Source organism: Streptomyces sp. RG80 (assembly GCF_040446465.1).
Lineage (GTDB): Bacteria > Actinomycetota > Actinomycetes > Streptomycetales > Streptomycetaceae > Streptomyces.
This window is the reverse complement of the sequence record NZ_JBEAAJ010000003.1, coordinates 270,071-283,984: the sequence shown is the minus strand read 5'-3', so window position 1 is coordinate 283,984 and position 13,914 is coordinate 270,071. Positions and strand designations below refer to the sequence as shown.

The 13,914-nt window shown below is 69.1% G+C and carries 10 protein-coding genes; 3 read left to right on the top strand and 7 right to left on the bottom strand.

All coding sequences use genetic code 11. The features are described from left to right. Nucleotides 1–23: 23 nt before the first annotated feature. Both ABKA17_RS11445 and ABKA17_RS11440 read left to right on the top strand, forming a co-directional pair. Complete coding sequence (locus tag ABKA17_RS11445) at nucleotides 24–1,250, top strand: thiolase family protein (RefSeq protein WP_353691852.1); 1,227 nt, start codon at nucleotides 24–26, stop codon at nucleotides 1,248–1,250. Further along, a complete protein-coding gene (locus tag ABKA17_RS11440) occupies nucleotides 1,247–3,376 on the top strand; it encodes a 3-hydroxyacyl-CoA dehydrogenase NAD-binding domain-containing protein (RefSeq protein ID WP_353691851.1) in 2,130 nt (709 codons plus the stop codon). The genes ABKA17_RS11445 and ABKA17_RS11440 overlap by 4 nt, the downstream gene beginning before the upstream one ends. Before the next feature lie 169 nt (nucleotides 3,377–3,545). Here the strand turns inward: ABKA17_RS11440 and ABKA17_RS11435 are convergent, their stop codons facing one another. Further along, nucleotides 3,546–4,565: a PLL family lectin gene (locus ABKA17_RS11435; protein ID WP_353691850.1), complete on the bottom strand. Its 1,020-nt coding sequence runs from the start codon at nucleotides 4,563–4,565 to the stop codon at nucleotides 3,546–3,548. Between the two features lie 79 nt (nucleotides 4,566–4,644). Here ABKA17_RS11435 and ABKA17_RS11430 point away from each other — a divergent pair, with 79 nt between their 5' ends. After that, nucleotides 4,645–5,016, top strand: coding sequence for an NTP pyrophosphohydrolase (locus tag ABKA17_RS11430; protein ID WP_353691849.1), 372 nt, complete (start codon nucleotides 4,645–4,647; stop codon nucleotides 5,014–5,016). A 9-nt stretch (nucleotides 5,017–5,025) separates the two neighbouring features. Here the strand turns inward: ABKA17_RS11430 and ABKA17_RS11425 are convergent, their stop codons facing one another. The 6 genes from ABKA17_RS11425 to ABKA17_RS11400 form a co-directional block, all read right to left on the bottom strand. Further along, nucleotides 5,026–6,549 carry an amino acid permease gene (locus tag ABKA17_RS11425; RefSeq protein ID WP_353691848.1) on the bottom strand — a complete coding sequence of 508 codons (1,524 nt, stop codon included), beginning with the start codon at nucleotides 6,547–6,549 and terminating at the stop codon, nucleotides 5,026–5,028. 140 nt (nucleotides 6,550–6,689) lie between these two features. Further along, nucleotides 6,690–8,612: a 1-deoxy-D-xylulose-5-phosphate synthase gene (dxs, locus tag ABKA17_RS11420; protein ID WP_353691847.1), complete on the bottom strand. Its 1,923-nt coding sequence runs from the start codon at nucleotides 8,610–8,612 to the stop codon at nucleotides 6,690–6,692. Between the two features lie 218 nt (nucleotides 8,613–8,830). Further along, the gene (locus ABKA17_RS11415) at nucleotides 8,831–10,162 is read right to left on the bottom strand and encodes a sugar ABC transporter permease (RefSeq protein ID WP_353691846.1); all 1,332 of its coding nucleotides are present in this window, start codon (nucleotides 10,160–10,162) and stop codon (nucleotides 8,831–8,833) included. Continuing rightward, nucleotides 10,159–10,950: an ATP-binding cassette domain-containing protein gene (locus ABKA17_RS11410; protein WP_046259989.1), complete on the bottom strand. Its 792-nt coding sequence runs from the start codon at nucleotides 10,948–10,950 to the stop codon at nucleotides 10,159–10,161. The genes ABKA17_RS11415 and ABKA17_RS11410 overlap by 4 nt, the downstream gene beginning before the upstream one ends. A 411-nt stretch (nucleotides 10,951–11,361) precedes the next feature. After that, nucleotides 11,362–12,447, bottom strand: coding sequence for a sugar ABC transporter substrate-binding protein (locus ABKA17_RS11405; RefSeq protein ID WP_353692322.1), 1,086 nt, complete (start codon nucleotides 12,445–12,447; stop codon nucleotides 11,362–11,364). Between the two features lie 133 nt (nucleotides 12,448–12,580). Then, nucleotides 12,581–13,780 (bottom strand): ROK family transcriptional regulator, encoded by a 1,200-nt coding sequence (locus ABKA17_RS11400; RefSeq protein ID WP_353691845.1) that lies wholly within the window; start codon nucleotides 13,778–13,780, stop codon nucleotides 12,581–12,583. Between the last annotated feature and the right edge of the window lie 134 nt (nucleotides 13,781–13,914).

Below are 13,914 nucleotides of genomic sequence, written 5' to 3'. Positions count from 1 at the left end.
CCCGCATCTGGAGGAGAGCCATCGTGCCTCGTACCGTCAGGGACGTCGTCTTCGTCGACGGCGTCCGCACCCCGTTCGGCAAGGCGGGCCCGAAGGGCATCTACCACGAGACCCGCGCCGACGACCTCGTCGTGAAGGCGATCCGGGAGCTGCTGCGCCGCAACCCGGGTCTGGACCCCAAGAAGATCGACGAGGTCGCCATCGCCGCGACCACGCAGATCGGTGACCAGGGTCTGACCATCGGCCGTACCGCCGGCATCCTCGCCGGTCTGCCGCAGTCGGTGCCCGGCTACTCGATCGACCGTATGTGTGCCGGCGCCCTGACGGCCGTCACCGCGGTCGCCGGTTCGGTCGCCTTCGGTGCGTACGACATCGCCATCGCCGGTGGTGTCGAGCACATGGGCCGTCACCCCATGGGTGAGGGCGTGGACCCGAACCCGCGGTTCGTCTCCGAGAAGCTGGTCGACGAGTCCGCCCTGTTCATGGGCATGACCGCCGAGAACCTGCACGACCGGTACCCGACGATCACCAAGCAGCGCGCCGACGAGTACGCCGTGCGCTCCCAGGAGAAGGCCGCCAAGGCGTACGCCAACGGCAAGATCCAGGCCGACCTGGTCCCGATCTCGGTGCGCCGCACCAACGCCGAGGCCGGCGAGACCGGCTGGGGCCTGGTCACCGCCGACGAGCCGATGCGCCCGGGCACGACCATCGAGAACCTGACGGGCCTCAAGACCCCGTTCCGTGTGCACGGCCGGGTCACCGCCGGTAACGCCGCTGGTCTCAACGACGGTGCCACCGCCTCGCTCATCGCGTCCGAGGACTTCGCCCGCGAGAACAACCTGCCGGTGAAGATGCGCCTGGTCTCGTACTCCTTCGTGGGTGTCGAGCCGGAGGTCATGGGCTACGGCCCGATCCCGGCGACGGAGAAGGCCCTCGCGCAGGCGGGGCTGACCATCGACGACATCGGTCTGTTCGAGATCAACGAGGCCTTCGCCGTCCAGGTCCTGGCCTTCCTGGAGCACTACGGCATCGCCGACGACGACGCGCGCGTCAACCAGTACGGCGGCGCCATCGCCTTCGGTCACCCGCTGGCCTCCTCGGGTGTGCGTCTGATGACGCAGCTCGCCCGTCAGTTCGAGGAGCAGCCGGAGGTCCGTTACGGCCTCACCACCATGTGCGTCGGCTTCGGCATGGGCGCCACGGTGATCTGGGAGAACCCGAACCACAAGGACGCCGGAGGCGACAAGTGAGCACCACCGCTGAGCTTCTGAAGGGTGCGGCCGAGCTGTTCCCCGACGAGGTCGTGACGTCCGCGCACGTACGCCACCTCGACCTGCCGTTCGGCGCCGGGCGCTTCGCGCTCATCACGCTGGACAACGGCTTCGACCACACCAAGCCGACCACCTTCGGCCCGCAGTCCCTCGCCAACCTCGACGCCGCGATCGACCAGGTCGAGGCCGAGGCCGCCGCCGGTGACATCGTCGGCGTCGGTATCACCGGCAAGCCGTTCATCTTCGCGGTCGGCGCCGACCTCAAGGGCGTCGAGCTCCTGAAGGAGCACAAGGACGCGCTGGCCATCGGCAAGGGCGGCCACGAGGTCTTCAAGCGCCTCGCCGGCATCGCGGTCCCGACCTTCGCGTACTACAACGGTGCCGCGATGGGCGGTGGCGTCGAGGTCGGTCTGCACTGCGAGTACCGGACCGTCAGCAAGGCCCTCCCGGCCTTCTCCCTCCCCGAGGTCTTCCTCGGCCTGGTGCCCGGCTGGGGCGGCTGCACGATCCTGCCGAACCTGATCGGCGCCGACAAGGCCGTCTCGGTGATCATCGAGAACAGCCTCAACCAGAACAAGCAGCTCAAGGGCAGCCAGGTCTTCGAGCTCGGCATCGCCGACGCTCTCTTCGAGGGCGCGGACTTCCTGGAGCAGTCGCTGATCTGGACCGCCCAGGTGCTGAAGGGCGAGGTCAAGGTCGAGCGCCCGGTCATCGACCGCGGTGAGGCCTGGGACCAGGCCGTCGCGCGCGGCCGGTTCATCGCCGACTCCAAGGTGCACGGCGCGGCCCCGGCCGCCTACCGCGCCCTGGACATCATCGCCGCCGCCAAGAACGGCGACCTCCAGCAGGGCTACGACGCCGAGGACCTCGCCCTCGCCGACCTGATCATGGGTGGCGAACTGCGCTCCGGCATCTACGCCTTCAACCTGGTGCAGAAGCGCGGCAAGCGTCCCGCGGGTGCCCCGGACAAGTCGCTGGCCCGCCCGGTCACCAAGGTCGGCGTCGTCGGCGCGGGCCTGATGGCCTCGCAGCTGGCGCTGCTGTTCCTGCGCCGCCTCGAGGTCCCGGTCGTCCTCACGGACATCGACCAGGAGCGTGTCGACAAGGGTGTGGGCTACGTCCACGCCGAGATCGAGAAGCTGCTCGGCAAGGGCCGTATCAACCAGGACAAGGCCAACCGCCTCAAGGCCCTGGTCACCGGTGTGCTGGACAAGGCCGAGGGTTTCTCCGACGCCGACTTCATCATCGAGGCCGTCTTCGAGGAGATCGGCGTCAAGCAGCAGGTGTTCGCGGAGGTCGAGGCGGTCGCCCCGGCGCACGCGATCCTCGCCACCAACACCTCCTCGCTGTCGGTCACCGAGATGGCGTCGAAGCTCAAGAACCCCGAGCGGGTCGTGGGCTTCCACTTCTTCAACCCGGTCGCGATCCTCCCGCTCCTGGAGATCGTCCGCGGCGAGCAGACCGACGACGCCTCGCTGGCCACGGCCTTCGGTGTCGCCAAGAAGCTGAAGAAGACCGCGGTGCTGGTGAAGGACGCCCCGGCGTTCGTCGTCAACCGCATCCTCACCCGCTTCATGGGCGAGATCCAGAACGTCATCGACGAGGGCACGCCGGTCGAGGTCGCGGAGAAGGCGGTCGAGCCGCTGGGTCTGCCGATGTCGCCGCTGGTGCTGCTCGAGCTCGTCGGTCCGGCGATCGGCCTGCACGTCTCGGAGACCCTCAACCGGGCCTTCCCGGACCGCTTCACGGTCTCCCCGAACCTCGCGGCCGTCGTCAAGGCGGGCAAGCGCGGCTTCTACGTCTACGACAGCGGGAAGCCGGAGCTGGACCCCGAGGTCGCGGCTCTGTTGAAGCAGGGCGACTCCGTCCTCACCGAGGAGCAGGTCCGCGACCGTGTCCTCGACGCCGTCGCCCAGGAGATCGGGCTCATGCTCGACGAGGGTGTCGTCGCCGAGGCCCAGGACATCGACCTCTGCCTGATCACGGGCGCCGGTTGGCCCTTCCACCTGGGCGGCATCACGCCGTACCTGGACCGCGAGGGTGTCTCGGAGCGGGTGAACGGGAAGAAGTTCCTGGCGCCGGGCGTGGCGAGCGTCCCGGCGTAACGCTCCGCTGTGAACGCCTAGTGCCCCGCATGCCGTTTCGGTGTGCGGGGCGCTCGGCGTTTCTGGCGGGGCAAAGGCATTTTTTCGCCCCCCTCCGCCCCTTCCCGTCCCGTCCCTGGGGGCTGTGCCCCCAGACCCCCCTAAAAGATTGCGCAGTTCCCCGCGCCCCTTAGAGGGCTCGCCATGCCTCCAGCGCCAGGCCCGGCTCGTCCTTGCGTCGTGTGAACAGGAGTTGGCCGCTCGACGAGGACGACGTCGCCGCCACCACCTCGCCGTTCTCGTCCTTCGCCAGTGACACCCCGGCGTCCGCGGGGAGCGCCGGTCCCGACTCCGTCCACCACGCGCCCGCCTGCTCCTGCTCGGTCGGGTACGCGGCGAAGGCTACGCGGCCGCTGGCGGAGCGTTGGGCGAGCAACGTGCAGTCGTGGCCGTCGAGTTCGCAGCGGACGGCGGAGACCGGGCCGGGGCCGGCCGAGGGGAGGAGGGTGAGGGGCTTGCTGCCGGGGCGCCAGGCGCACAGGTCGCCGGAGTCGTCGGTGTAGAAGAGGGTGGTGTGATCGGCGGACGTGGCGAGGGCGCGCAGGGTGCCCGGGCGGACCGGGGTCTCCAGCTCCTCCAGCAGGGCGGGTTGGGCGCCCGCCTTCTCCTGGCGCCAGTACAGGACCCCGCCGGGGACGGCCGCGTACAGCTCGACGCACCCCGACTCGCCGGTCACCGCCGCCAGGTCCTCCTGGACGTCGCTGCCCTTGAGGTCCCGCCATGGGTCCCAGCCGCCCTTCTCCTTCTGGGCGACCATGCTCACCCCGCCGCCCCTGTTGCGGACGAAGACATGGGCGCGGCCCTGGGCGTCGACCGCGACGGCGGGGGTGCCGGTGCGGTCGCCCGTCTTGTTGGGATGGCCGATCGGGATCCAGTCGAGGGCGGCGAGCCGTGGCCGGAAGTGGGTGGAGTGCACGAGCCCGGACTCGCCGGGTTTGGTGGGCCGCCAGGAGACGAGATGGGCGTAGCCGTCGCCGCCCTGTCCGATCGCGAGCCCGGGACGGAGCTTCTGGTCGCCGCCCACCGTCCGCGCGTCGGTTTCCCAGGGGCCGCCGGGGCCCAGCTCGGCCCGGCACAGTACGGCCTCGCCGGACGGCAGATAGACACTGAGCCGGCCGTCTCGGCCGCGGAGGAGCCAGTCGCCGTTCACCGGTTCACTCTATGCGGGGCCCCTTGAGCCCTGCCTGGTCACCCCCGGGTAGTGGCCCCGGCCGTGACACCCTGGCCCCATGAGCGACGAAGCCCCTCTCCTTGTGATCGTCGATGCCGCCAATGTCGTTGGGTCGGTGCCGGACGGTTGGTGGCGGGACCGGCGGGGGGCCGCGGAGCGGTTGCGGGACCGGCTGGCGGTGGACGGGGTGCCGGGGCACGAGGGGCCCGTGGAGCTGCTGCTGGTCGTCGAGGGGGCCGCCCGGGGTGTGGAGTCGGTGCCCGGGGTGCGGGTCGACGCGGCGCCCGGCAGCGGGGACGACCGGATGGTCGAGCTGGTCGCCGAGGCTGCGGGGCGCCGGATTCTCGTCGTCACCGCGGATCGTGAACTGCGGCGGCGTGTCACGGAGTTGGGGGCGGAGGTGGCGGGGCCGCGCACCGTCCGCCCCTGAGCGGCCGAGCTACTGCGGGCTGCCGTTCGGCGGCTTGGCGACCTCGCCGACCGTCGTCTCCTCCTCGCGTCCGAGGCGGCTGTGGGAACGGCCGTAGAGGAAGTACACGATGAAGCCGAGGACCATCCAGATCCCGAACCGCAGCCAGGTCTCGGCGGGCAGGTTCAGCATCAGCCACAGCGACGCGAGCACCGACAGGATCGGGATGAACGGCACCCACGGGGTGCGGAAGGCCCGGTGCAGGTCGGGGCGGGACTTGCGCAGGATGATCACGCCGATCGCGACGACCACGAACGCGAACAGCGTGCCGATGTTGACCAGTTCGGCCAGCTCGCTGAGCGGTGTGAAGCCGGCGACGATCGCGATGACCACGCCGAGCAGGATGGTCGGCCGGTGCGGGGTCCGGAACCGCGGGTGGACGTGGGAGAAGAACCGCGGCAGCAGTCCGTCACGGCTCATCGCGAAGAACACCCGGGTCTGACCGAGCAGCAGGATCATGCAGACCGTCGTCAGGCCGACCGCGGCACCGAAGCTGATGAAGCCCGCGAACCACGGGTGTCCGGTGGCCTTGAAGGCGTCGGCGAGCGGCGCCGTGATGGACAGGTCCGTGTAGTGCTGCATGCCGGTCACCACGATCGACACGGCGACATAGAGGGTGGTGCAGATGATGAGGGAGCCGAGGATGCCGCGGGGCATGTCGCGCTGCGGGTTCCTGGTCTCCTCGGCGGCCGTGGCCACCACGTCGAAGCCGATGAAGGCGAAGAAGACGACCGAGGCGGCGGTGAAGATGCCCATCACACCGAAGTTGGAAGGCGCCCAGCCGAACATCAGCTGGATCAGCGGGGCTTGGAGGTCACCGCCCGCGTCCACGCTCTGCGCCTTGGGGATGAACGGGTCGTAGTTGTCGCCCTTGATGAAGAAGGCGCCCGCGACGATCACGGTCAGGACCACGGTCACCTTGATGGCGACGACGAGGGAGGTGACCCGCGCGGAGAGCTTCGTGCCGAGGACGAGGATGCCGGTGAGCACCAGGACGAGGGCGGCGGCGAGGATGTCGAAGCCGAAGCCGTCGGCCCCGTCTCTGCCGCTGAGCGCCTCCGGCAGATGCCAGCCCGCGTTGTCCAGCAGCGAGGCGATGTACCCGGACCAGCCGACGGCCACCACCGCCGTACCGAGCGCGAACTCCAGGACCAGGTCCCAGCCGATGATCCAGGCGGGCAGTTCACCGAGGGAGGCGTAGGAGAAGGTGTACGCCGATCCGGCCACCGGGACCGTGGAGGCGAACTCGGCGTAGCAGAGCGCGGCGAGCGCGCAGACGACGCCGGCCACGACGAAGGCGAGGGCGACGGCGGGACCGGCGTTGTTCTTGGCCACCGTGCCGGTGAGGACGAAGATGCCGGTGCCGATGATGACACCGACGCCGAAGACCGTCAGATCCAGCGCGGACAAGGATTTCTTGAGCGCGTGCTCTGGCTCCTCGGTATCGAGGATGGACTGTTCGACCTTCTTCGTCCGGAAGAGGGTGCTGCTCACGGGTACCTCCCACGCTGTGTCGTCCTCGACATGATCGAGAGGGGGCGTACTGCGTATGCCCCGGCGCGTGGTGATTCACGCAAATGGGCCGGTTCCACCACCCTTCGCGGTGGCGGAACCGGCCCATCCGGTCGTACCCGTCAGTCGCGTGCGGGCTCCACCTCGGCGGCCGCCGCACTGCCGTACCGGCCGTCCAGCTTGGAGACCAGACCGGTCACCTGGCGGGCGATGTCGGGCGCGGTGAGGCCGATCTCCGCCATGACCTCGGCACGGGAGGCGTGGTCGAGGAAGCGCGGCGGGATGCCGAAGTCACGCAGCGGGACGTCGACGCCGGCGTCGCGCAGGGCCTGGGCGACCGCGGAACCGACGCCGCCGACGCGGGAGTTGTCCTCGACGGTGACGACGACGCGGTGGCGCTCGGCGAGCGGGGCCATGGCCTCGTCGACGGGCTTGACCCAGCGCGGGTCGACGACGGTGGTGGTGATGCCCTGCTTGTCGAGCAGGTTGGCGATCTCCAGGCACATCGGCGCGAGGGCGCCCACGGAGACGAGGAGCACGTCCGGGGTGTCGGTGCCGGGCTCGCGCAGGACGTCCATGCCGCCCACGCGTCCGACAGCCGGTACCGCGGGGCCCACGGCGCCCTTCGAGAACCGTACGACCGTCGGCGCGTCGTCGACCTGCACGGCCTCGCGCAGCTGGGCGCGGACCTGGTCGGCGTCGCGGGGGGCGGCCAGGCGCAGGCCCGGGACGACCTGGAGGATCGACATGTCCCACATGCCGTTGTGGGAGGCGCCGTCGGTGCCGGTGACGCCGGCCCGGTCGAGGACGAACGTCACTCCGCACTTGTGCAGGGCGACGTCCATCAGGACCTGGTCGAAGGCGCGGTTGAGGAAGGTGGCGTACACCGCGAAGACCGGGTGCAGTCCGCCGGTGGCCAGGCCCGCCGCGGAGACGGCGCCGTGCTGCTCGGCGATGCCGACGTCGTAGATCCGGTCCGGGAAGGTGTCCGCGAACTTCTTCAGGCCGACCGGCTGGAGCATCGCGGCCGTGATGGCGACGATGTCGTTGCGCTCCTTGCCGAGCTGGACCATCTCGTCGCCGAAGACGGAGGTCCAGTCGGCGCCGGAGGCCTTGATGGGCAGGCCGGTGTCGGGGTGGATGGGGCCGATGCCGTGGAAGCGGTCGGCCTCGTCCTGGAGGGCGGGCTGGTAGCCGCGGCCCTTCTCGGTGAGGACGTGGACGATCACCGGGCCGCCGAAGCGCTTGGCGCGGGCCAGCGCGGACTCCATGGCCTCGATGTCGTGGCCGTCGATGGGGCCGACGTACTTGAGGCCGAGGTCCTCGAACATGCCCTGCGGGGCGATGAAGTCCTTGAGGCCCTTCTTGGCGCCGTGCAGGGTCTCGTAGAGCGGCTTGCCGACGACCGGGGTGCGCTCCAGGAGGTCCTTGCCGCGGGCCAGGAAGCGCTCGTAGCCGTCGGTGGTGCGCAGGGTCGCGAGGTGGTTGGCGAGGCCGCCGATGGTGGGCGCGTAGGAGCGCTCGTTGTCGTTGACGACGATGACCAGCGGGCGGTCCTTGGCGTCGGCGATGTTGTTCAGCGCTTCCCAGGCCATGCCGCCGGTGAGGGCGCCGTCACCGATCACGGCGACCACGTGGTCGTCGCGTTTCTGGATCTGGTTGGCCTTCGCGAGGCCGTCGGCCCAGCCCAGGACGGTCGAGGCGTGGCTGTTCTCGATGACGTCGTGCTCGGACTCGGCCTGCGAGGGGTAGCCCGAGAGGCCGCCCTTCATCTTCAGCTTCGAGAAGTCCTGGCGGCCGGTGAGCAGCTTGTGGACATAGGACTGGTGTCCGGTGTCCCAGAGCACCTTGTCCTTCGGCGAGTCGAAGACGCGGTGCAGGGCGATGGTGAGCTCGACCACGCCGAGGTTCGGGCCGAGGTGGCCGCCGGTCTTGGAGACGGCGTCGACGAGGAAGGTCCGGATCTCCTCTGCCAGCTGGTCCAGCTGCTCCAGGCTGAGCCGGTCCAGATCGCGCGGTCCCCTGATGCGGGTCAGCAGCGGCACCCGTGCCTCCTTGCAGTAGAGCTGTTGCCGGGCTTGTCGAGTCTAATGTTCCGCCTTTGCGGACGGTGCTCGGGAGGTGCGTCATACGTCACGCGATCGGCTGTACCCAAAATCACCCGGTACTACAACGCCCAAGGGGCGCGGGGAACTGCGCGACCAGCCACAACGGACCGGTACCCGCCAATTCACCCACGCCCCTACGGCGTCACTGCGCGCTGCTAACCGCGACCCGCGGCCTTCTGGCTCTTGCGGGAGACGGAGTCGATGACGACCGCTCCGAGGAGAACACCGCCGGTGATCATGTACTGGATCGAGGTGTTCATGTTCAGCAGGTCGAGACCGGTCTGGATGGACTGGATGACCAGCATGCCGAGGAGCGCGGACCACACCGTGCCACGGCCGCCGAACAGCGACGTACCACCGATGACCGCGGCCGCGATGGCCAGCATCAGGGTGTTGCCGCCACCGGCGTTCAGCGTCGCGGACGCCGTCTGACCGGCGAAGAACATACCGCCGATGGCGGCGAAGCCACCCGCGATGGCGAACACGGAGATCCGGATCGCCGCCACGTTGATACCGGCGCGGCGCGCCGCCTCGATGCCGCCGCCGACCGCGAAGACCTTGCGGCCGAACGTGGTGCGACGCAGCACGAAGTCCACGATCACCAGCGCGGCGAGGAAGATCACCAAGGAGTTGGAGACACCCGCGGCGTTGTTCAGCACGGCCGCGGCGGCGAAGGACGCAACCGCGAGGAGACCGACGCGCAGCAGGATCTCGCTGGTCGGGCGGAACGGCACGTTCGCGGCCTTGCGGCGGCGCTGCTCCATCAGCGAGCCCACGAGCATGGACGCCACACCGAGGCCCGCCAGCAGGTAGGCGCCGATGATGGCCTGGTCCATGAAGAAGGAGCCCTGGCCGAGGATGTGGACCGGGCCGCTGTCGTCCGGGATGTTGATCGTGCCGCTGTCGCCCAGCAGCCACAGCATCAGACCGTTCCAGCCGAGGAAGCCGGCCAGGGTGACGACGAACGCCGGCACACCGATCTTGGCGAAGAACCAGCCGTGCAGGATGCCGATGCCGATGCCGGTCAGGATGGCGAGGACCAGGGCCAGCCACTCGTTCATGCCGTGGGTGACCACGAACACCGCGAAGATGGTGGAGGCGAGGCCGCTCACCGAGCCGACGGACAGGTCGATCTCGCCGAGCAGCAGCACGAACACCAGGCCGATGGCGAGCATGCCGGTGGCCGACAGGAAGTAGCTGATGCTGGACAGGTTGTCCGCGCTCAGGAACAGGTCGTTCTTCAGCTGGAAGATCGTCCAGATGACGATGAGGCCGACGACGACGGGCAGCTGGCCGAGCTCGCCGCCCTTGACCTTGCGCTTGAACTCGGTCCAGTAGCCCTTGAAGCCCTCTTCGCGGATCAGCAGACGCGGGTCGACGACGACGACCGGGGCGGCCGTGGGGTCGTCGGCGGGGGCGACGGTGGTCTGTCCCTCCACCACGCCGGCAGTCTTTTCGACCTTCTCGGTCTTCGACGTGTCGCTCACTTTGCCGCCTCCGTGCTGCGACGCCCCGCACGACGGGTCACGGCGTTCTCCGTGGCACCCGTGATGGCGGCGATGATCTCTTCGTGGGTGGTGTCCTTCACGGAGAAGGAGCCGTTGTTCTTACCCAGGCGCAGCACTGCGACGGTGTCGGCGACAGCCTTCACGTCGGCCATGTTGTGGCTGATGAGGATGACGCCGAGGTTGCGCTCGCGCAGCCGCTCGACGAGGTCGAGGACCTGTGCGGTCTGCTCGACACCGAGGGCGGCGGTGGGCTCGTCGAGGATGACGACCTTCGGGTCGCCGATGAGGGCGCGCGCGATGGCGACGACCTGGCGCTGACCGCCGGAGAGGCTCGCGATCGGGATGCGGACGCTCGGGATGCGGATGGAGAGCGTGGACAGCAGCTCGCGGGCCTTCTGCTCCATCGTGACCTCGTCGATGACGCCGCGGTGCAGCAGCTCGCGTCCGAGGTAGAGGTTGCCGACCACGTCGAGGTTGTCGCACAGCGCGAGGTCCTGGTAGACCGTCGCGACGCCGAGTCCCTGGGCGTCGTGCGGCTTGTTGATGCTGACCGGCTTGCCGTCCCACTCGATGACGCCCTCATCGATGGGGTGGACTCCGGCGATCGTCTTGACCAGCGTGGACTTTCCTGCGCCGTTGTCGCCGACCAGGGCGACTACTTCTCCGGCGTGGACCTCCAGCTCGACGTCGGTGAGTGCCTGCACAGCACCGAATCGCTTGGAGACTCCGCGCAACGCCAGCACGGGCGTAGCGGACACGTGAACCATCTCCTTCGCCGCCTGACCGGCGGGGATGCCGCGCTTGGGGTAATGCGCGGAGGGGGATGCCGAAGGGGGCACCGACTTACTGATGAACTTGCGCGCAGCCCGTGCCACTTGGCAACGGCCGCGTTCGCCATGCTTCCGTCCGGCGCCCGTCCCTGGCGGGTCGGTGGAGGTAGGGGTGCGTTCCCGCGTCGTTCGGTGCGTGCGATCGGCGTGCCGGACGAAGGATCTCGTAGCGGAGCTACGTGGGCCTTCGGCCGGTGCGGCGAGCGTGCGTGCCGGGCGGCGTGGGGGTGTGCACCTACCTCCACCGACCCGCTTTAGCGGGGTATGAAAGGCGGGGCGGGCGCCGGAAGGGCTTGGATACCTGCCGGGAGGGCGTGCCGGGTCTGTGGCACGCCCTCGGGGCGGTGGTTACTGCAGACCGGCCTTCTTGCACGCGGCGGCGTACTCGGCGGTGCAGATCTGGTCCACGGTGTACAGCTTGTCCTTGATCACCGTGTCCTTGATGTTGTCGACGGTGACGGAGACCGGGGTCAGCAGCTGCGAGGGAACCTTGTCGCCGGAGCCGTTGGTCATGGTCGTCGTGGCGAGGGAGTCGATGCTCTTGCCCTCGAGCAGGTTGACCGCGAGCTGGGCGGCGGCGTCGGCCTCCGGCTTGAAGGCCTTGTAGACCGTGCTGGACTGCGTACCGGCGACGATGCGCTGGATACCGGCGAGCTCGGCGTCCTGGCCCGTCAGCGGGATGCCGGAGATGCCGGCGCCCTTCAGGGTGGTGGCGATACCACCGGCCATGCCGTCGTTGGCGGCGTAGACGCCCGCGATGTTCTTCTTGCCGAGCTGGGTGATGGCCGCCTTCATCTTCTGCGCGGCGACCGAGTCCTTCCACAGGCCGGACTGCTCGTAGGCGATCTTGACCTTGCCGTCGAGGACGCTGTGGGCGCCCTCCTTGAAGAGCGCGGCGTTCGGGTCGGCGTCGTCACCGTTGATCATGACGACGTTGGCCTTGGGGGTCGCCTTGTCGCCGAGGGAGTCGAGCAGGGCCTGGCCCTGGAGCTCGCCGACCTTCTTGTTGTCGAAGGAGACGTACGCGGAGACCGGGCCCTGGGCCAGACGGTCGTACGCGATGACCTTGACGCCCTTCTTGACCGCGGCGTCGATCGAGGACTTGATCGCGGCCGAGTCCTGCGCGGAGACCACGATGACCTTCACGCCCTTGGTCACCATGGTGCTGACCTGCTGGGCCTGCTTGGCGGCGTCGGCGCCGGCGTTGTTGTAGGAGACCGTGCAGTCGTCGCACAGCTCCTTGACCTTGGCCTCGAAGAACGGCCGGTCGAACTGCTCGTAGCGGGTGGTGACGCTGTCGGGCAGGAGCAGACCGATCGACTTGTTGCCGGAGTCGGAGCTGCCGCTGTCGTTGTCGTCGTCTCCGGCCTTGCCACAGGCGGCGGCCGTGAGGGCGAGAGCCGAGACCAGAACGGGTACCGCCGCACGACGCATAAGCGTGTTCACTTCAGAAACCTCCCTGACGAGGCCGCGTCGTTGCGGCCGAGGTGGCTGGAAGTCAACTCGGCCACACGTGCGACGTCAAGAAGTAAATACTTAACGGCTTGGCAACGGCGCGTTTCGTTCTCTAAGTGAAGGCAGGAGCCGCTGCGTGCAGCGTGCCGTCCAAAAGGGTCGAATCACCCATCTCGCTGAGCGCGAGGGCGAGTGCTCCGAGCACCTCCGCACGACCTCCAAGTGCCCCGGGGAGAACGGAGAGTTGACGCGCCGCGCTGGGGATCGCATAGCGGCCGACGGACTCCCTGATGGGCCCGAGCACCAGCTCACCGGACTCGGCGAGATCACCGCCGAGGACCACCCTGCTCGGGTTCAGGAGATTGCAGAGATTGGCGACTCCACTGCCGATGTGTCGGCCGACGTCGGCGATCACCCGACGACAGCCCGGGTCTCCGTCCCTGGCCAGCCGTACGACGCCTTCCATCGTCAGGTCGGTGCCATGGCTGGACTGGAGGAGCGGGAGCACATAGCGCGCCGCCGCGAAGGTCTCCAGGCAGCCGCGGTTTCCACAGCGGCAGACCGGGCCGGATTCATCAAGAGTAATATGCCCGATTTCTCCCGCTGTGCCACCCGGGCCCCGGTAGATCTTGCCGTTGATGACCAGGCCCGCGCCGACACCGCTGGCGACCTTGATGTACGCCAGGTCCCTGACGCCTCTGCCGCTGCCCCAGACCATCTCGCCGAGGGCGCCCAGGTTGGCGTCGTTGTCGACGTGCACGGGGACGCCGAGACGGCCGCCCAGCTCCTCGGCGGGCTTGGTGCCGATCCAGCCCGGCAGGATCGCGGAGGAGCCCAGCGAGCCGGACTCCAGATCGATCGGGCCGGGGACGCCGAGGCCCACCCCGGCGATCTTGGAACGGTCGACACCCGTTGCTGCGATCAGGCGGTTGACCAGCTCTTCCGCCCGGTCGAAGCCCTGTGTCGAGGAGGCGTCCACGTCCAGTGGCTCGGACTCCTCGGCGAGCACCTGATGGGCGAGGTTGCCGACCGCGACCCGCAGATGGGTGTGGCCGAAGTCGACGCCTATCACGATGCCGGCGTCCCCGCTGAGCGAGACGCTGCGGGCCCGGCGGCCGCCCGCCGACGTGGGCGTGACCTCGACGGTTCCGCCGTCCTTGAGTTCACGGACGATATTGGAGACGGTCGCGGCGGACAGACCGGTGCTCCGGGCGATCTCGGCCTGGGTGAGCGACCCGGCCAGCCGGACGGCCCGGACCACCCGTTCCAGGTTGGCTCGGTGCAGCGACGACTGCGACCCCGGAGTCTCCACGACGACCTCCTGCGCGCGGGACCGCTTCGATGAGGCCCCGTTCATGTCCAACTAGTGAACTCTAAGCTGAGCCGTTCGGGTCGCCTTCCGTCAAGAGGTTGAACAGTATCCGCGCTCTTGCACACGCGCGCGTA